Origin of the sequence: Marinovum sp. 2_MG-2023 (assembly GCF_030548265.1) — a bacterium.
Lineage (GTDB): Bacteria > Pseudomonadota > Alphaproteobacteria > Rhodobacterales > Rhodobacteraceae > Marinovum.
This window is the reverse complement of the sequence record NZ_JAUOSD010000001.1, coordinates 218203-236929: the sequence shown is the minus strand read 5'-3', so window position 1 is coordinate 236929 and position 18727 is coordinate 218203. Positions and strand designations below refer to the sequence as shown.

Below are 18727 nucleotides of genomic sequence, written 5' to 3'. Positions count from 1 at the left end.
TTTTACCGAAATTCGAATTCTTCAAAATGGACCGACCGCGGGGATTTCCCCAACGTCTTCAGTCCCGAAACAAGCGCGCTGCGCATGGGCGCAGGGCCACAAAACCAAAACCCGGCCTGTGTCAGATCGAATGCGACCTTGTCCGCCAGAACCTGGGCGGTCAAACGTCCGTCGGACTTGCTGATATGCAGATCCAACGTAAACCCGGGGCAGCGTTTTTCAGCGGCGCGGAATCGGTCGAGACCGACGACCTCTTCCGGTTTGTTGACACAATACACCAATTTGATGGTTCGGGTCTCGTCTGCTGTCAAACTGTCGGCAAAGGCCAGAAAGGGCGTGATGCCAATCCCCCCCGCAACCCAGAGCTGTTCCTTCTCGCCCTTGGCATAGTTGAAGCGGCCATAGCCACCCTCCACCGTCATCTTGTCGCCCACCTTCACCAGATCACGCAGACGGCGGGTATAATCCCCCAGCCCCCGGATCGAAAACTGCACCTCGCCCTTGGGGCCGGTGCCGGAAATGGTAAAGGGATGTGGTTCGCGCAGGCCCATGCGTTTGATCGAAATCACCGCAAAGGCCCCGGGGCGCGGCCGCACGCCCCGCCCGCGCGGCTTGGCCTCGATGATCGTGGCGGCGGGATGATGTTCGACCTTGGTGATGTCATAGGGGCGGCGGCGATACGGCGCCAGAAGCTGGGTCCACAAGAAGCTGAGAATTCCCAGAACCGCCATGAAGTTCAGGTATTGCGCCGCCATTGCATTCATGTCGAACGGCACTTTGACAAAGAACTGATGCCCGGTCAGCACGATGAACAACAGCCCCAGAATACGGTGCGTCCAGCGCCACAGGCCATAGGGGATCAGATCGCGGTTAAGGAACCGCACCCGCCGGGTGATCGCCGCCGGCAGCCGTTTGAAGAAACTGACCAGGATCAGGGCCAGCAGAATGGGAAAGACGATTTCGGCCACATCCACGGCGGTTTTCGCAAGGCCGGTGGCCACGATCTGGCCCTCCAGATCCATGCCGACACCTTCGTGAAACAGGATGAAAGCCACAATCGAAATGCCGGTCCATTTGTGCAGTTTGTAAATCCGGTCCAGCCCGCCAATCATCGGCTCCAGAAATCTGGGCCGTGTTGCCAAAAACAGGTTGATCGCCATCAAGGAATAGCCGCTGGCCCCGGCGCAAAGCGCGGCAACACTTTGCGCGCTGGCATTTCCCGCAGCAATAACAACCAATCCGCTGGGAAAGAAAACGCCAAAAAGAAAGACGAGGACATAAAACATATTGCGGGACAATCTCCGTGGCAGCCTGAAAATAACCTAGGCCAAGATCACGGAATGCCTGCCGTAAAGTCAATCTTTATGACGGCAAAAGTCGGGAATTGTCAGGAATACCATACCTTTGAAACCGGCTTTTGCTATCCGGGGTCAGGAATCCCTGCCCCGTACAAGCGCCAATCCGGCACTGGCGGCAAACAACAACGCCGCACAGCAGACGATGGTTGGCCCGGTCGGAGAATCAAGCGTCAGCGCCAATTGCATCCCGCCGATCACCGCGCCGGCCCCGACCAAAGCGGCAATTGCCGCCATCCGTTCCGGTGTGTGCGACAATGGCCGCGCCGCCGCTGCGGGAATGATCAACATCGCGGCAATCAACAATACCCCGACGACCTTAATTGCCACTGCAACCACCAGTGCCAGCGCCAGTGTCAGCACCATTTGTTCCCGTTTCGGATTGAACCCGGCCGCCCAGGCCAATTCATCGCTCAGCGTCGCGGTCAAAAGCGCCTGCCAGCGCCAGACCATCAACCCGATGACCGCCGCAGCCCCGCCCCAGATCACCAGAAGATCGTCACGCCCGACCGCCAGAATATCGCCAAACAGATAGGACATCAGGTCAATGCGCACCCCGTCCAGCAGTGAAACCGCCACCAGACCAAAGGCCAGAGAGGAATGCGCCAGAACGCCCAGCATCGTGTCGACGGCAAATCCGCGCCCGGACAGCGCGGTGACGCAGCTGGCCATCACCAGCGCCACCACCAGCGCGCCAATCAGCGGCGAGACAGAAAACGCCAGCGCCAGTGCCACCCCAAGGATCGAGGCATGTGCCGTTGCATCGCCGAAATAGGCCATGCGCCGCCAGACCACAAAACAGCCCAAAGGTGCAGCCGCCAGGGCAACGCCTATGCCGGCCAACACGGCCCGGACCAGAAAATCATCCAACAGGCTCATTCCGTGACCCCGTGTTTATGGTTGTGGTCCTGACCAATGCCATGGTCATGGATGCAATCGCTGCCATGTTGGTGGTCGTGATGGTGATCACTGTCATGGGCATGATCATGTTCATGACGATAAAGCGCCAATGCGCCGCCGGTGCCGCTGCCAAACAGCGCGCGGTATTCCGGGGCCGAGGCCACGACCTCCGGGCGGCCTTCACAGCACACATGGCCATTCAGACAAATCACCCGGTCAGATGCGCTCATCACCACATGCAATTCATGGCTGACCATCACCACAGCACAGCCAAGATCGCGCCGCACCTCTTCGATGCGGCGATAGAATTCGGCAGAGCCGCGTTGATCCAGGCCCTGCGTCGCTTCGTCCAGCAAGAGCAATTGCGGCTCGTGCAGGATGGCCCGCGCCAGCAGAACCCGTTGCAGCTGGCCACCGGACAGGCCGGACATCTGGCGCATCGCCAGATCGGGAACGCCCGCGCGCAACAACGCCGCATCACGTTTTGCCCGAGACGCAGGGTTGGGCAAAGACAGGAACCGGTCGACGTTCAACGGCAACGTCGGATCAATATGCAGCTTTTGCGGCACATAGCCGATGCGCAGCCCCTTTTGACGGTCAATCCGGCCAGAAGACGGGCGCACCGCGCCAATCATCGTCTTCAGCATGGTGGATTTGCCAGACCCATTGGGGCCAACAATTGTGACGATCTCACCGGTCTCGATCGCAAAATTCACGTCACTCAGGGCGGGGTCCTGACCGTGGCGGACGCTCATACCCTGCATTTGCAGCAATGTCATTTCGGGTCTTTTCCCCGGCTTTCAGGGCCCGGATTGGCGGGCTCCTGACAATTGGGACACAGGCCTTCGGCCTCGATCACCGCGCGTTCCACCCGGAACCCAGCCTCGCCCGCCAGATCCCCCAGCAGCGCCATGGCCGGACGCGCCCGGGTTTCGGCAACAGCGTCACACTGGCGACAGATCAAGAAGGCCGGCGCATGGTCCGCGCCCGGATGCACACAGCCGACAAAGGCATTCAGCCGCTCGATCTTGTGGGCGAAACCGTGACGCACCAGAAACTCCAGCGCACGGTAAACCACCGGCGGCTGCGATCCGAACCCTTCGCGACCCAGAACCTCAAGCAGATCATAGGCCCCCATCGCACGATGTTCATGCAGCAGGATTTCCAACGTCCGCCGCCGCACCGGGGTAAACTGCAACCCGCGCGTTTCACAATAATCCACAGCCGACGTGATCCCGCCGGATTTGCAGGTTTCGTGGTCATGCTGATGGAAACCAACTGGCTTCATTGCGTGGGCCTTTCCAAGAATTGGCGCTTGATAGGTTATACTATGACATGTATCAAGTCGCGAACGTTATAAGGTAACATGCTAATGAAAAAAACCGTCCTGCCAATCCTGACTTTCTTTGCCATGCCTGCAATGGCCGACGTGCCAAAGGTTGTGACCGACATTGCCCCGGTGCATGGGCTTGCCGCCCGCGTGATGCAGGGTGTGGGAACGCCGGATCTGATTGTGCCGCCCGGTGCCTCGCCGCATGATTTTGCGCTGCGTCCGTCGCAGGCCCGTGGGCTGGAACAGGCGGATCTGGTGCTTTGGATGGGCCCCGATCTTGCGCCTTGGATGGATCGCGTTCTGGATGTGCTGGCCGATGCCGAAGCGCTGGATCTGAACGCCCTGCCGGGGACGCAAATTCTGGAATTCCGCGACGACGAAGAATTCGGCGATCATGATCACGACCATGGGGAAGATCATGCAGAAGACGCGCATGACGACCATGACGAGCACGAACATGATGAAGACGAACACGAAGAACACGAAGAACACGAAGAACACGAAGAAAATACCGGCCATGATGGCCATGATCACGGGCCAAATGACCCGCACAGCTGGCTTTCTCCGGCCAATGCCAAATACTGGGTCACCGTCATTGCGGAAAACCTTGCGGCGCGCGATCCCGAAAACGCCGACATCTATTCCGCCAATGCAACGGCAGCCGCGACCGAGATTGACGCGGCCGTAGAATATGCCGAGGCCAAGCTCACCCCCCATCACGACGCACCTTTCCTGGTGTTTCATGATGCCTATCACTACTTTGAGGCCGCGTTTGACCTGCACACGGTTGGCACCGTGGCCGAAGGTGACGCCGCTGCACCGGGGCCGGGCCGCATTCGGGATCTGCAAAACCGGATCGCCGCCGAAGGCGTCCTTTGCCTGTTTTCCGAACCACAGTTTGAAACCGGCCTGATCGAAACACTGGCTGAATCCACGGATGCAGAGATCGGCGTTCTGGACCCGCTGGGCAGCAAGCTGGATCTGGGACCGGATTTCTATCCCACTCTGATCACCTCCATGGCGGATGTCATTTCCGAGTGTTTGGCCAAATAGACCAGGGTCCGATACCCGGCGCGAAAGACGCCTAAAAACCAAAATGCCTCTGCCCGGTATCCGAGCAGAGGCATTTTTGTTTCAGCACGCAGGAACCGATTGGCTTCAGCCGCGCAGCGCCTTGGCAAATTGATTGAAAATCAGATCATTGGCGCAGATCAAATTGCGATCCGCCAGCGGGTCACCGCCCGGTTGGACCGTATCGACAAGCGCCCCGGCCTCGCGCGCGATCAACATACCCGCCGCCACGTCCCAGAGGTGGAACTCACGCTCCCAATAGCCATCATAGCGGCCCGCAGCGACATAAGCGAGGTCAAGCGCCGCCGCACCCCAGCGCCGCACACCGGCGCAGACCGGCATCAGACGGCCCAGATCCCGCAGGGTTTCCGGCAGGCCCCGACGGGTCCCAAACGGCACACCCGTGGCAAACAGCGCCTCGTTCATGCGCTTGCGGTCCGACACACGGATGCGGGTGTCATTCATCCAGGCACCCGAGCCTTTTTCTGCAAAAAACATCTCGTCCTTGGCGGCATCAAACACCACCGCCGCCACGATCTGGCCCTTGTGCTCCAACGCGATGGACACTGCCCAATGCGGCAGACCATGCAGAAAGTTCGACGTGCCATCCAATGGATCGACGATCCAGCGCCGGGTCGGGTCCTGCCCTGCTGTTTCGCCGCCTTCTTCGCCCAAAAACCCATAGGTCGGGCGCGCGGACATCAATTCTTCCTTGATGATCTGTTCCGCCGCAAGATCGGCCTTGGTAACAAAATCACCCGCCGCTTTGGACGAAGATTGCAGGTTCTCGACCTCGCGGAAATCCTTGGTCAGCGACCGGCCCGCCTTGCGCGCGGTTTTCAGCATGATGTTGAGATTGGCGCTGCCTTGCATTATCGGGCTCCTTGGGCGGTCGTGGTCCGACGGAACGGACACGGAAATAACACGCCCCTGATACCTGGGCGTAAAAACACATCAGGCCGCGCATATACGCGGCCCGACGGGCATTGCCAAGGCCGTATCGGCCTACTTGTAGTACACACCTTTTTCACCAACCGGCGCATAGGCGCGTGGCGTATAGGTCTTTTTAATGTGCCGCTTCTTCTTGTGCGACGGCGCATTGTAATAGCTGGCATTGGTATTTGGCTTGCCACAGCAGATCTCGCCATTGGCCAGAACGGGCTGAAGCCCGGCAGGACAGTAATTGGCCACACCCGGATAAGGATAAACCAGGTTCTGGCCGGCGCGCATGGTGCCATCGCCCATATACATGTCGCCCCAGGCCAGCGCCGGAGACGCGCCAAGACCGATAAAACCCGCGATCAGCAGTGCCGATTTGAAATTCATGATGTCCCCCGTATTTGATTGCAATCGTTATTTGATATTCTAGCCAAAGGCTACGCAGTTCGCGCGCCAAGTCAACGGAAGCCTGCACAAACGCCTGATTTTTCCGGGTTTTGCGGCTTTGACGCTAGTGCGGCTTGGTCGGGGGAATATCCACGGGACTTTGGGAATCACTGAATTCGTCTTCTTCCTGCATCGGCACGGCATAAGATCCATTCAACCATTTCGCCAAATCCAGATCCGCACAGCGCTTCGAACAAAACGGCCGATATTTCGGGTCCGCCGGGTTCTGACACATCGGGCAATTCATCTGATTTCCGCCAGCGGATTGCGCACACGGGCCCGTTGCAATTCGTAATGGCCCAGATTGGTCCACCCCACCAGCGTGGTTTCCACACTGTCGGTTTTCAATCCGCGTCGCAGTTCGGTTTCCACGACCCGCCGGTCCTTTTTCGCCATCGGCGCCATATCAATCACGATCTGGCCGCCCAAACCCCGCAGGCGCAATTGCCGCGGCAAATCGCGCATCGCCGCCAGATTGGCCTTGAGCCCAGCCGCAGGCGAGGTGTCGCCACCGGTATTCACATCCACCGCAACCAATGCACGGGTTGTTTCGACATACATATGTCCCGCCCCGCGCAGGGCCACCGAATCCCCGGCCAGCGCGTCAATCTGGTCCAGCACGCCCAGCCGTTCGAACCCACCGGGCTCGGTCTCGACATCTGCCGGTTCGACCCATTCCCGCCAGGCCAAAACATGCGGCCCGTCCCCCTCGGTCAGCTTTTCCGGCTCTCCGGTGGCATCGGCCAACACGCTGCGCGCCAGATCCAGCACCGCCAGAATGTCCTCGGCAATATCCTCTGCATCCGCCTCGGCACAGGACGACCGCAGGATCAGCCCCATGTCCCGGTCCGGCATCGCCTCATGCGCCAGCTCCAACAGGGCATCGCGGGTATCCTCGTCGCGGATCTGACGCGAGATATTGAGCCCCGGCGCCCCCGGCGTGGCAATCGCATAGCGACTTTTGAACAAAAGTTTCTGCGTGACCGGCACCGCCTTGCCCGATTCGGCATGGCCGGTGACCTGCACCAAAAGCGGCTCGCCCGGCTTCAACCCCTTGACCTGACGCAGGAATACCGCGCCATCCGGGGTGGACAGAAACATGCCGCCCTGCCCTTTCATCGGGCGATCGGCCTTGGCGCGGTAGATGGCGCCGGGGCGCACCGCCGTGCCATCAATCAAAAGATCCTCAAGCCGCCCATCGACAATCAATGCCGCCGCTTCACGACCCTCATAGGAGTCCAGAACAATCATCCGGCCTTTCATGCCGCCACCTCACGATAAAGCGGATAGCCCGCAGCCAGTAAAAGTCCGGCGGTTTCCGCCAGAGGTAACCCCATAATGGCGGGATAAGATCCTGAAATCCATGGAATAAATGCACCGGCCATGCCCTGGATGCCGTAACCGCCCGCCTTGCCCTGCCAATCACCTGACTGCAAATACGCGTTCAGTTCCAGATCCGAGAGCCGTTTCATCCGCACTGCGCTGACCACGTCCTTTTGCCAGAACCCGGTCGCGGTACGCACCGCCACAGAGGTGATCACCTGATGGCGTCGCCCTGACAATTTGGTCAGAAACTCTGCGGCTTCGGCCATATCTGCCGGTTTACCCATGATGCGGCGCCCAAGGGCCACGGTGGTGTCGGCACACAGCACAACTTCATCCACCGCCACATCCATGGCCTCTGCCTTCTCCCGTGCAATACGGGCGCAATAGGGCCGCGGCAGTTCGGCCTTCAACGGCGTTTCGTCAATATCCGGCGCGCGGATATCGTCCGGCGTCACACCCAAAAGCCCCAGAAGCTCGCGCCGTCTGGGGCTTCCCGATCCCAGGATGAATCTCACTGGGAAACCGATTATTTGAAACGATAATTGATCCGACCCTTGGTCAGATCATAAGGTGTCATTTCAACCTGCACCTTGTCGCCAGCCAGAACACGGATGCGGTTCTTGCGCATCTTGCCTGCCGTATGTGCGATGATCTCATGGCCGTTTTCCAGCTCGACCCGAAACGTCGCATTAGGCAGAAGTTCTTTCACGACACCGGGAAATTCGAGCATCTCTTCCTTGGCCATGGTCTCTCCTTGATTGTTAGCCCCGGTGCTAGGACCGGGCGCGCCCTAAATGGGCGCTTGCGGCCCGTTTTTCAAGGGGTATCTACGCGAAGATCACGCAAAGTGGCGATGGGAACACTTGTTTCGGCATCGCAGCCTTGCTCAATCCAATGTGCACGATTGGCGACGACGCCAGTCTCGCGCACCTGAGCGACTGCATTAACCGCCACATCGGCATATGTCCAGCCGACTTCGTTCAACGTCCCCGCCGCCAGGACCCCGGTCGCTGGAAAACCGGTATCCGGCGGACCGAATACGCCGCCCGCGCCGACATTGGTGTCCACAGCCTCGCTCCAGGGGAAGTCCCCCACCGTGCTGGCCATGGCCACAATGAATTGATTCTCCAACGCCCGCGCCATGGCCCCGATCCTGACCCGCCAATATCCGGCAAGCGCCTCGGTGCAGGACGGCACCAACAAAACATCCGCCGCCATCAATCCCCGCCCCAAAAGCGGAAATTCACTGTCGTAACAGATCAAGATGCCGATCCGCCCCAGATCAGTGTCAAACAGCGACACAGGCGCGCCGCCAACCACACCCCAGGGGTCGCGCTCAAACCGGGTCATGATCTGTTTGTCCTGAAACCCGCTTTTGCCGGACGGGGCAAACAAACGCGCGCGGTTCACCGGTCGCATACCGCCCGCAATCTCCGGGTCAAACACCGGTGCCGACGCCGCACAGATGTGAACCCCATGTTCCACTGCCAGCCGCGCATGTACCGCATCCGCATCTGCCACCCGCTCGGCAACCGCATGCAACGACCGCTCCAGATCGGCCGCGGCTTCTGTCCCGGCCAAGGTGGCCAATTCCATCGCGCCATATTCGGGAAACAGCAAAAGATCCGCCCCCTGCCCGGCGGCCTCGGACACCCAGGCGGCAATCTTGTCCTCATATTGCGCCCAGGACTGCAAAAACGTCATCTGATAGGCTGCGCTGGCAATTTTCACGCGGGTCCGTCCTTCTTCTGTTCAAAAATATCCCGGGGGGTCCCCTTGGGGACGGGGGCAGCGCCCCCTCTTACATCTCGATATCCATCGTCACCGGATAATGATCCGACGCGGCCACCAGCGCCGCGCAGAGCTCCGGCGTGCGCCAACAGGTTGGATCATTGAACGGATGCCAGATACGCCAGCTCGGGCGTTTGGCAAAAAGATCCGGTGACACAAAGATATAGTCCAGCAGCGCCTGAAGATACCGGTCTTCGTTGCTGATATAGAATCGCGCGGTTGTCGGCACTGCGCCAATCCGGCGTTGCAGCGCGATATTGGCATTGGGATCAAAAAGCCGCGGCCCTTCGCGATCTTCGCCACGGATGATCTCCACAGAGGAGCGGCCGAACAATTCCTCATATTCATCCAGCCCCGGCCCGTCGTTCAGATCCCCCATCACCATCAGACTGTCGCCCGCCTCCAGATGTTCGACCACCCTTTGCCGCAACCAGATCGCCTGGGCCAATTGCTTGCGGCGGTTGGCAATCGAAATCCGCATCACTTGATCGCGGGTTTTGGCGCCATGCGGTGCCTTGGATTTCAGATGCGCCCCGATCAGACGCAGGTTTTGGCCCGAACGTGTCTCAACCGCCAGTTCCAGCGGCGGTTTGGAAAATTTCACCCGGTCGCGCCGGGCGTCAAAGTCCAGATCAATCTCGAAGTCGGTATCGAATCGCGGTGTTTGCGCGGTCTCCTGCGGGTCGTGGCGCACGGTCAGCACATCCGGGTCATAAAGCAGGGCGATTTCCTGCTGTGTGGTGTTGGTGAATCCAATCACCGCCTTGCGACACCGAAGATCATAGGTTTGGGCAAAGGTCTCCAGCGCGCGCACCCCATCCCGGCCCCGGTGGCTGTCGGGCGCCTCGATCACCATCACCGCGTCGGCATCAAGGGCGGTGAACACGATGCCAAGCGCCTCGGACTGGTCACGGCGGCTGACGCCATGGCGGGCAGATCGGCCGTCATCAGCCAACAACTGTCCCGCGTCATCAAACAGCGCGTCAAACCATTCGACATTATAGGTTGCAATGCGCATGGCGCCCCCGGCCCGGTAAATCACCCGGACTATCGCCGCCCAAACGGTCCCTTGCAACCAAATCACCACGGGCATTCGACCCATCAAGGCCCGGAAGTTTTCCTGCCCGGAATCCGCAAAATAGGAAAAATCTCCCATTTGGCATGAAAAATGTAGAATTTTCGGTCGTTTTACACTCCAATCAGACGAATTAACGCAAAACTGCCTGCGGTTGTTTTGCTAGGGTGAACAAATGTCCAGGATAGGGACAGCAAACAATAATGACCGTCAAAACAAAACAGTCAAAAACAAAAGGGAAACTGACATGGCCTCAACAATCGTCGTCGGATATGACGGCAGCGAAAGCTCGCAACGGGCTGTCGACTTTGCGGTAAAAGCCGCAAGCGCACAGGGCAAGACCATCGTGATCGCCCATGTGCTGGAATGGTCGCCTTATTCCTTTCTGACTCCAACAGAGCTGGAAGAGCGTCACAAACGCCGGAACGAAGAATTGCAACGCGCCGATACCGCGCTGCTTACCCCCCTGGTCGCCACGCTGAAAGACAGCGGCGTCGAGGTCAAAACCATCCTGAAGTACGGCCATATTGCCGAAACATTGATCAAGATAGCCCAGGCCGAAGAAGCCTCGCATCTTGTGATCGGACGCACCGGCCATTCCGAGCTTGAGACACGTCTCTTTGGCTCTGTTGCCGGATCTCTGGCCCAGGCCGCACCGGCCCCGGTCACAATCGTTCCATAACAATAACCAACGACAGGGATCACCATGACATCCATTTCAAAAACCGCCGGTCTGGCGGTTGCGGGCACGCTGGTTTCAGCGGCCCCCGCGCTTGCGCAATCCATCGACGAGAAGGTCAACCAGATCTTCGCCAATTCGACCGGTTGGTTCGTCAGCTTCATTTTCAGCCCCTTTCCGGGCACTTCCTTCCCCTGGATCGTGATGTGGCTGGTCATCGCCGCGACGGTCTTTTCAATCTATTTCGGCTTTGTACAGTTCCGCACGTTCGGCCATGCAATCAAGCTGGTCAAAGGGGATTATTCCGATCCCGATGACGCGGGCGAGGTCAGCCACTTTCAGGCGCTGGCCACCGCGCTTTCGGGCACTGTTGGTTTGGGCAATATCGCCGGTGTGGCGGTTGCGGTCGGCATCGGCGGACCGGGCGCCACATTCTGGATGATCCTTGCGGGTCTTCTTGGCATGGCGTCGAAATTCACCGAATGTACCCTTGGCGTGAAATACCGCAATGAATACGCCGATGGCACCGTGTCCGGTGGCCCGATGTATTACATGACCAAAGGCTTCTCTGAACGCGGCCTTCCGGGGGGCAAGATCCTGGCGGTCATGTTCTCGATCTTCTGTATCCTTGGTGCATTTGGTGGCGGCAACATGTTCCAGGCAAACCAGGCACATGCGCAGATCACAAACGTCGTGGGGGACTTCCCCGGCTGGATCACCGGCGTTGTTTTTGCCGGTATCGTCTTTGCCGTGATCGTTGGTGGTTTGAAATCCATCGCTAGCGTGACGGAAAAGATCGTGCCGATCATGGGTGTGCTTTATGTCGCCACCGCTGTCGTCATCTTGCTGATGAACGCCAACATGATTGGCTGGGCCTTTGGCCAGATCTTCGCAGGTGCCTTTACCGGTCTCGGCGTGGCCGGCGGTATGGTTGGTGCGCTGATCCAGGGCTTCAAACGCGCGGCGTTTTCGAACGAAGCGGGTGTTGGCTCGGCGGCGATCGCCCACTCGGCGGTGCGGACCAAAGAACCAATCACCGAGGGTTTTGTGTCCTTGCTGGAACCCTTCATCGACACCGTGGTCATTTGCACCATGACCGCGCTGGTGATCATCATCACCCAGCAGCTTGTGATCGACGAGGCAACCGGCCTTTACATGCTGAACGAAGCTGGCACAGCCATTGCAACGGTTGACGGCAACTCTGGTGTGGCGCTGACCTCTGCGGCGTTCTCGTCGTCGTTTGGCTGGTTCAAATACATCCTGGCGATTGCCGTGATCCTGTTCGCCTTCTCGACCATGATCAGCTGGTCCTATTATGGCTTGAAAGCCTGGACCTACCTGTTTGGCGAAGGCAAAACCACCGAACTGGTGTTCAAGATCATCTTCTGCCTGTTCGTGGTGATTGGTGCCGCAGCCAGCCTTGGCCCGGTCATCGACTTCTCGGATGCGGCGATCTTTGCCATGGCTGTGGTCAACATCTTTGCGCTCTACTTCCTGATGCCAATCGTCAAGGGCGAGATGAACAGCTATATGAACCGACTGAAATCCGGTCAGATCAAGAAATACAATTGATCTGAACCGACCTTAAGAAATTGAGGGGGCCGGGCGTGTCATGCGCCCGGCCCTTTTGTTTTTGTCGGTGGTTTCTTCGCCAGTTTGATCCGGATCAAGGCAGGCCGCCATGCGCGCACCTAAGGCTGTTGTGCAAAGCAACCAAAGGAGTGTCCCAATGACACATACGCCGCATGAACTGGCCGAGGAATTCCCGGAACACGCCGACAAGCTGCACGCGCTGAAAACCGAAAACGCACATTTCGCCCGGTTGGCCGATGAATATCACAACATCAACCGCGCCGTGCACCGGGCCGAAACCAATATCGAACCGGTCGAGGAACTGGCCGAGGTCGCATTGCGCAAACAGCGCGCGGCCCTGAAAGACGAGATTTATGCCCTGATGACCAAGGCCGGATAGCCGCCACACTGCGGCAAACCGGCACAGGCAGACAGAAGCACGCCACCACGAGCCTGACAGCCATTGAAACCGCGTGCAGCAGCGACATATCCAACGGAAATCATAATCTTTTCCGGAGGTATCTATGCTGTTGCGCGCGCTTGACCGTTTTTTTGGCCATGAGGCATCGGGGGGCATCCTGTTGATGTTATCGGCGGTCGCCGCGTTGATCGTTGCGAATTCCGGGTTGGCCGGGGCCTATGATGCTTTCCTGAATGCAAAACTGTCGCTTACGGTGAACGGCGAAGGTCTGGAAAAACCTGCGATCCTTTGGATCAACGACGGGTTGATGGCCGTCTTCTTCTTTCTGATCGGCCTCGAGCTCAAGCGCGAGATGCTGGAAGGCAAGCTGAAGAACCCGCGCGACGTGATCCTGCCGGGTGCGGCGGCGATTGGCGGCATGGCATTGCCCGCGCTGGTGTTTGTGGCGCTGAACTGGAATTCGCCGCTTACTTTGGGGGGCTGGGCCATTCCGGCGGCCACCGACATCGCCTTTGCGCTTGGTATTCTGGCGCTGGTCGGCAGCCGCGCGCCTTCGTCGCTCAAGGTGTTCTTGCTGACATTGGCCATCCTTGATGACCTTGGGGCCATCATCATCATCGCCCTGTTTTATACTGCGGAATTGAAGGTTGATTACCTCTACCTTGCTTTGCTGCCGCTGGCGGGTCTGATCATGTTGAACCTGAAGGGCGCGCACCGCATTGCACCGGCGCTGCTTCTGGGCGCGATCATGTGGTATTTCGTGCTGAAATCCGGGGTTCACGCGACGCTGGCCGGGGTGATCACCGCCTTTTGTATCCCGCTCACGGACAAATGGGGCAAAAGCCCGCTGCATTCGCTGGAACATGGTCTGACGCCTTATGTGCTGTACATGATTGTGCCGATCTTTGCTTTCGCCAATGCCGGTGTCGTCCTGCAAGGGATGAGCTTTTCCGACCTGCTGGCGCCTCTGCCGCTTGGGGTTGCCCTGGGCTTGATCGTCGGCAAACAGGTGGGCGTCTTTGGCGTGACCTATGCGCTGGTGAAAACCGGTGTGGCGCGGATGCCACATGGCGCAAACTGGCTGCATATCTACGGTCTCAGCTGTCTGGCCGGGGTCGGCTTTACCATGTCGCTGTTCATCGGCTCGCTCAGTTTTGCGGATCCCGCCCTGATGAACGACGTGCGTCTCGGGGTTCTGTCCGGCTCGCTGGTATCTGGTGTGATTGGCTATGTGGCGCTGATTCTGGCCGCCGCCAACACCCCGGAAGAGGCGGCCGAAGCCGCCTGATCACTCGATCCCGTAGGGCAGCACATCGCGGCTGTCCTGCTGGATCTGCAACCTTTGTTCCAACGGCGGTATGGCGCGTTGATGGCAATTGGTGCGTTCACAGATCCGGCAGGAAATGCCGATCGGTTCAAACGCAATGTCCTGCGCCACATCAAGCCCGTCGGCATAGATCAATTGATCTGCGTGTTCGACCTCGCACCCCAATGCCATGGCATACCGGCGCAGCGGCGCGCCATAACGCCCGCCGCTTTTGGAAATGTCCCGCGCAATCGAGATATAGCGCACGCCATCCGGGGTTTCCGCCAACTGGCGCAAAAACCGCCCCGGCGTTTCAAAGGCACGATGCACATTCCACAGCGGACAGGCCCCACCGTAGCGGGCAAATTGCAGCCGCGTGGCGGAATGGCGTTTGGTGATCGTGCCGGCCTGATCCACCCGCACAAAAAAGAACGGCACCCCCTTGGCCCCCGGACGCTGAAGCGTTGAGAGCCGGTGCGCCACCTGTTCGATGGATGCGCCAAAGCGCGTCGCCAAACGTTCCAGGTCGTGGCGTGTCTCCTGTGCTGCGGCGAGAAACGGGCGATACGGCATCATCGCCGCGCCCGCGAAATAATTTGCCAGTCCCAGCAGGGCGATGTCACGCGCGGTTTCGGATTGGAACCGCGCCAGATCCAATGTGGCATTCAGCAGCTTGCCCTGTTGCAGCATCGCCAATTGAAACAGAAGCTGGAAATTCCGGGTCTCGGGCGTCGCCCGATCCGAAAGCGTGACGATCCCCGCCTCCCGGTCAAAATGGCGCAGCCGATCGGTATCGGCAATCCGAACCCTGATCCCCTGCCCCTTCAACCAGGCCTCTGCCGCGCCGGGCACATTTGCCTGACCATAGCTTTCTGCGGATGAGCTGGCGAAATGCTCTGCGGCCCGATCCACCGCATCAATGTAATTGTCGCAATAGTGGAAGAAATCCCGCACCTCCTCCCAAGGCGAGAGTTTCGGCCCGCCGCCCTCGTGCCCCAAAGCCGCATCAAGCGAGGCCAGCCGCTCGTGCGTTTGGCGATAGGCGCTGTGCAATTCCAGGAATGCGCGTGCCAAGGCCGGCGCGTTAGAGGCCGTCAGGCGCAGATCGGCCAGCGGTGGCGCGCCTGCATCGTCACGGTTGAACACCGGATCGGCCAGCGCCTCTCGCATGTCGGACACCAACCGCTCGGCGTCGCCGGAATTCAGCTCGGTGACATCGAAGCCGAATTCCTGTGCCAGCGCCAGAACCACCGTTGTGCTGACCGGACGGTTGTTGTTTTCCATCTGGTTCAGATAGGGCAGAGACACGCCCAATTTGGCCGCGAAATCCTTTTGCGTCAGCCCCAGACGTGTCCGGGTTTCGCGCAGCTTTGCGCCGGCGTAAAGTTTCTGGATCGCCATGGGGTGCCTTTGCGGGTTTGCTTTTACCCAAGACTAGATTTGCAAACCCGATTGAGCAAGCCACCGCGCGCCAAACACACCGCGCCCGTGCCGGTTACACCAGCCCCAGCCGCTTTTCGCGCCGGATGACATAGAGAATCGACGCCATGCCGCACAGACCGGTGATCAGCATGATCCAGAGCAGCGGCCAAGGTCCGGTGCCCGGCTTCAACAAGGCCCCGGCCAACGCCGAAAGCCCGGCCCCGCCGCCAATCATGATTGCCCCGCCCAGACCGCTTGCCGTGCCCGCCAGATGCGGACGCACCGAAAGCGTACCGGCGGTGGCATTGGGAATGGTCATCCCGTTGCCCAGCCCCACAAAGACCATGAACCCGAAAAAGCTGAGCGCGGAGCCAAGGCCAAGGGAGAATACAATAAGCGACATGACCACACCAATCGTGTTGATCATGCAGCCCCAAAGCACCATCCGGTTCACGCCGATCCGCGCCGAATACCGTCCCGACATGAAATTACCGGCAAAGTAACCCACCGCCGGCGCGCCAAACAACAGGCCCAGCATCGCCGGTTCGAGGTGGAACACCTCGGACCCGACAAACGGCGCCCCGCCGAGATAGGCAAAAAAGGCCCCTGACGACAGCGCCGACGCCAAAGCATACCCCCAGAACCGCGGCGAGCGGAACAATTCGGGGTAATCACCGAACTGCTGCCACAAGGTCTGGCCGGAGCGCATCTTGGTCTCTCCCAGATCGCGCCACGCCAGCCAGAGCGTCGCCAGACCGGTTGCAAACAACAGCCAGAACGACGCCTTCCATCCCCAGAATTCATCCAGAATCCCACCGATCATCGGCCCGATCATCGGCACAACCGCCATGCCCATGGTGACATACCCGATCATCGACGCCGCCTGATCCTGTGGCACCATATCGCGCACCACCGCACGGCTGAGCACCATCGCCACAACCACAACCGCCTGCGCCATCCGGCAAATCAAAAACACCGTCACATTTGGCGCAAAGATACAGCCCAGCGTCGCCACCACGAAAATCGACAGCCCGCCAAGGATGATCGGCCGCCGTCCGACCTTGTCCGACAGCGGACCAACGATCAGCTGCAAACCGGCATTCACCGCAAGATAAATCGCAACCGAAAGCTGCATCAAACGGTATTCGGTATCGAAATAGGCCGTCATCCCCGGCAGCGACGGCAGGAAAATGTTCATGGCAAGCGCCGCCATGCCCGCAAGCATGATCAGGGTCGCGATATGGGGCGGGGTCGTGCGATCGAGGAAACGCACATCTGGTTTTTCAATCATGGCAATTTCCTACGCGGCACAATTTACCCTGTCCATGCAGAGCGCCGGGAATTTGAGCAAATTTTGCCTGCTATGGCGCGCACATTAGATGTGCATGGGGTCATTGGACCATAGCACAGCGCCCACCCGATACACTTTGCAAATATTCTGGCTTTCACATGACCTGATTTGCAAATATTCCATGTTCTTCTTGTAACGTCGCTGCGCCGCAGTATTGTGACCCCGACAGCACAAGGGGCCATCGCATGAAAGATATTCTTCAGGAACTCGAAGATCGCCGCGCCAATGCCCGTCAGGGCGGCGGACAAAAACGCATCGACGCACAGCACGCCAAGGGCAAACTGACCGCGCGCGAGCGGATTGAGCTTTTGCTGGATGAAGACAGTTTCGAAGAATACGACACCTTTGTTGCCCACCGCTGCACCGACTTCGACATGCAGAACAACCAGCCCGCAGGCGACGGCGTTGTCACCGGCTGGGGCACGGTCAATGGCCGCATGATCTATGTCTTTTCCCAGGACTTCACGGTGCTTGGCGGGTCGGTCTCCGCGACCCATGCGCAAAAAATCTGCAAGATCATGGACATGGCGGTGCAAAACGGTGCGCCGGTCATTGGCCTGAACGATTCCGGCGGCGCCCGCATTCAAGAAGGCGTTGATGCGCTGGCCGGCTATGCCGAGATCTTTCAACGCAACGTGCTGGCCTCTGGCGTCGTGCCCCAGATCAGCGTCATCATGGGCCCCTGCGCCGGTGGCGCTGTCTATTCCCCGGCGATGACCGATTTCATCTTCATGGTGCGCGACAGCTCTTACATGTTTGTCACCGGCCCCGATGTGGTGAAAACCGTCACCAACGAACAGGTGACGGCAGAGGAACTGGGCGGGGCATCGACCCACACCAAGAAATCGTCGGTCGCCGATGGCGCATTTGAAAACGATGTCGAGGCCCTGGCCGAAGTTCGTCGGCTGATCGACTTTCTGCCGCTCAACAATCGTGAAAAACCCCCGGTGCGGCCATTCTTTGACGATGTGAACCGGCTGGATCACAGCCTGGATACGCTGGTGCCGGAAAACGCCAACACGCCGTATGACATGAAGGAATTGATCCTGAAGGTCGCGGACGAAGGCGATTTTTACGAGATCCAGGAAGATTACGCCAAGAACATCATCACCGGCTTTATCCGGCTTGAGGGCCAGACCGTGGGAGTCGTTGCCAACCAACCCATGGTTCTGGCCGGCTGTCTCGACATTGATTCGTCGCGCAAGGCCGCGCGATTCGTCCGATTCTGTGATGCCTTTGAAATTCCGATTCTGACGCTGGTGGATGTTCCGGGATTCCTGCCCGGCACGTCACAGGAATACGGCGGCGTCATCAAACACGGCGCGAAATTGCTGTTTGCCTATGGCGAGGCGACGGTGCCCAAGGTCACGCTGATCACCCGCAAGGCCTATGGCGGCGCCTATGACGTGATGTCGTCGAAACACCTGCGCGGTGATATGAACTATGCTTGGCCAACAGCGGAAATCGCGGTGATGGGCGCCAAGGGCGCGACAGAGATTCTGTATCGGTCGGAACTGGGCGACAAGGACAAGATCGCCAAGCGGACCGCAGACTACGAAGACCGTTTTGCCAATCCGTTTGTTGCCGCCGAACGCGGTTTCATCGACGAGGTCATCATGCCGCATTCGACCCGCAAGCGCATCAGTCGCGCCTTTGCCGGGCTGCGGAACAAGAAGCTGACCAACCCATGGAAAAAGCACGACAATATCCCGCTGTAATGCGGGGGTATTTTTCCGTCA

Annotated in this window: 20 protein-coding genes; 6 read left to right on the top strand and 14 right to left on the bottom strand. The window is 59.1% G+C overall.

Annotated features, from left to right (window positions below; genetic code table 11):
• Nucleotides 1-2 precede the first annotated feature (2 nt).
• From Q4577_RS01200 to Q4577_RS01185, 4 genes are all read right to left on the bottom strand, one after another.
• Nucleotides 3-1286, bottom strand: coding sequence for a ferredoxin reductase family protein (locus tag Q4577_RS01200; RefSeq protein WP_303467024.1), 1284 nt, complete (start codon nt 1284-1286; stop codon nt 3-5).
• A gap of 144 nt (nt 1287-1430) precedes the next feature.
• Nucleotides 1431-2234 (bottom strand): metal ABC transporter permease, encoded by an 804-nt coding sequence (locus Q4577_RS01195; RefSeq protein WP_244685953.1) that lies wholly within the window; start codon nt 2232-2234, stop codon nt 1431-1433.
• A complete protein-coding gene (locus tag Q4577_RS01190) occupies nt 2231-3034 on the bottom strand; it encodes a metal ABC transporter ATP-binding protein (RefSeq protein ID WP_303467026.1) in 804 nt (267 codons plus the stop codon). The genes Q4577_RS01195 and Q4577_RS01190 overlap by 4 nt, the downstream gene beginning before the upstream one ends.
• The gene (locus Q4577_RS01185; protein WP_244685948.1) at nt 3031-3543 is read right to left on the bottom strand and encodes a Fur family transcriptional regulator; all 513 of its coding nucleotides are present in this window, start codon (nt 3541-3543) and stop codon (nt 3031-3033) included. The genes Q4577_RS01190 and Q4577_RS01185 overlap by 4 nt, the downstream gene beginning before the upstream one ends.
• Nucleotides 3544-3627: 84 nt before the next feature.
• On the opposite strand from Q4577_RS01185, the gene Q4577_RS01180 reads away from it, so the two are divergent.
• A complete protein-coding gene (locus tag Q4577_RS01180; RefSeq protein ID WP_303467028.1) occupies nt 3628-4641 on the top strand; it encodes a zinc ABC transporter substrate-binding protein in 1014 nt (337 codons plus the stop codon).
• A gap of 105 nt (nt 4642-4746) precedes the next feature.
• Here the strand turns inward: Q4577_RS01180 and Q4577_RS01175 are convergent, their stop codons facing one another.
• From Q4577_RS01175 to Q4577_RS01140, 8 genes are all read right to left on the bottom strand, one after another.
• Nucleotides 4747-5532: an inositol monophosphatase family protein gene (locus tag Q4577_RS01175; RefSeq protein WP_244685943.1), complete on the bottom strand. Its 786-nt coding sequence runs from the start codon at nt 5530-5532 to the stop codon at nt 4747-4749.
• Between the two features lie 132 nt (nt 5533-5664).
• The gene (locus Q4577_RS01170) at nt 5665-5985 is read right to left on the bottom strand and encodes a hypothetical protein (protein WP_303467031.1); all 321 of its coding nucleotides are present in this window, start codon (nt 5983-5985) and stop codon (nt 5665-5667) included.
• Nucleotides 5986-6109: 124 nt separating this feature from the next.
• Nucleotides 6110-6292, bottom strand: coding sequence for a DNA gyrase inhibitor YacG (locus tag Q4577_RS01165; RefSeq protein WP_303467032.1), 183 nt, complete (start codon nt 6290-6292; stop codon nt 6110-6112).
• A complete protein-coding gene (locus Q4577_RS01160; RefSeq protein WP_303467034.1) occupies nt 6289-7308 on the bottom strand; it encodes a ribonuclease E/G in 1020 nt (339 codons plus the stop codon). The genes Q4577_RS01165 and Q4577_RS01160 overlap by 4 nt, the downstream gene beginning before the upstream one ends.
• Nucleotides 7305-7886: a nucleoside triphosphate pyrophosphatase gene (locus Q4577_RS01155; RefSeq protein WP_303467036.1), complete on the bottom strand. Its 582-nt coding sequence runs from the start codon at nt 7884-7886 to the stop codon at nt 7305-7307. The genes Q4577_RS01160 and Q4577_RS01155 overlap by 4 nt, the downstream gene beginning before the upstream one ends.
• An 11-nt stretch (nt 7887-7897) precedes the next feature.
• Nucleotides 7898-8116: a translation initiation factor IF-1 gene (gene infA, locus Q4577_RS01150; RefSeq protein WP_011455993.1), complete on the bottom strand. Its 219-nt coding sequence runs from the start codon at nt 8114-8116 to the stop codon at nt 7898-7900.
• Nucleotides 8117-8187: 71 nt separating this feature from the next.
• Nucleotides 8188-9102, bottom strand: coding sequence for a carbon-nitrogen hydrolase family protein (locus tag Q4577_RS01145; RefSeq protein WP_303467058.1), 915 nt, complete (start codon nt 9100-9102; stop codon nt 8188-8190).
• A gap of 70 nt (nt 9103-9172) precedes the next feature.
• Nucleotides 9173-10180 carry an endonuclease/exonuclease/phosphatase family protein gene (locus Q4577_RS01140; RefSeq protein WP_303467060.1) on the bottom strand — a complete coding sequence of 336 codons (1008 nt, stop codon included), beginning with the start codon at nt 10178-10180 and terminating at the stop codon, nt 9173-9175.
• 304 nt (nt 10181-10484) lie between these two features.
• Between Q4577_RS01140 and Q4577_RS01135 the strand changes: the two genes are divergently transcribed.
• The 4 genes from Q4577_RS01135 (at nt 10485) to nhaA (ending at nt 14197) form a co-directional block, all read left to right on the top strand.
• Nucleotides 10485-10919, top strand: a complete 435-nt coding sequence (locus Q4577_RS01135) for a universal stress protein (protein ID WP_244685931.1) — start codon at nt 10485-10487, stop codon at nt 10917-10919.
• Nucleotides 10920-10943: 24 nt separating this feature from the next.
• Nucleotides 10944-12488: a sodium:alanine symporter family protein gene (locus Q4577_RS01130; protein WP_303467064.1), complete on the top strand. Its 1545-nt coding sequence runs from the start codon at nt 10944-10946 to the stop codon at nt 12486-12488.
• 157 nt (nt 12489-12645) lie between these two features.
• Nucleotides 12646-12888: a YdcH family protein gene (locus tag Q4577_RS01125; protein ID WP_303467067.1), complete on the top strand. Its 243-nt coding sequence runs from the start codon at nt 12646-12648 to the stop codon at nt 12886-12888.
• 124 nt (nt 12889-13012) lie between these two features.
• The gene (gene nhaA / locus Q4577_RS01120; protein WP_244685926.1) at nt 13013-14197 is read left to right on the top strand and encodes a Na+/H+ antiporter NhaA; all 1185 of its coding nucleotides are present in this window, start codon (nt 13013-13015) and stop codon (nt 14195-14197) included.
• On the opposite strand, the gene Q4577_RS01115 is transcribed toward nhaA, so the two are convergent.
• A complete protein-coding gene (locus Q4577_RS01115) occupies nt 14198-15616 on the bottom strand; it encodes a short-chain fatty acyl-CoA regulator family protein (protein WP_303467069.1) in 1419 nt (472 codons plus the stop codon).
• 94 nt (nt 15617-15710) lie between these two features.
• Nucleotides 15711-16928 (bottom strand): multidrug effflux MFS transporter, encoded by a 1218-nt coding sequence (locus Q4577_RS01110; protein ID WP_303467071.1) that lies wholly within the window; start codon nt 16926-16928, stop codon nt 15711-15713.
• A gap of 245 nt (nt 16929-17173) precedes the next feature.
• Between Q4577_RS01110 and Q4577_RS01105 the strand changes: the two genes are divergently transcribed.
• Nucleotides 17174-18706, top strand: coding sequence for an acyl-CoA carboxylase subunit beta (locus Q4577_RS01105; protein ID WP_303467073.1), 1533 nt, complete (start codon nt 17174-17176; stop codon nt 18704-18706).
• Nucleotides 18707-18727 lie beyond the last annotated feature (21 nt).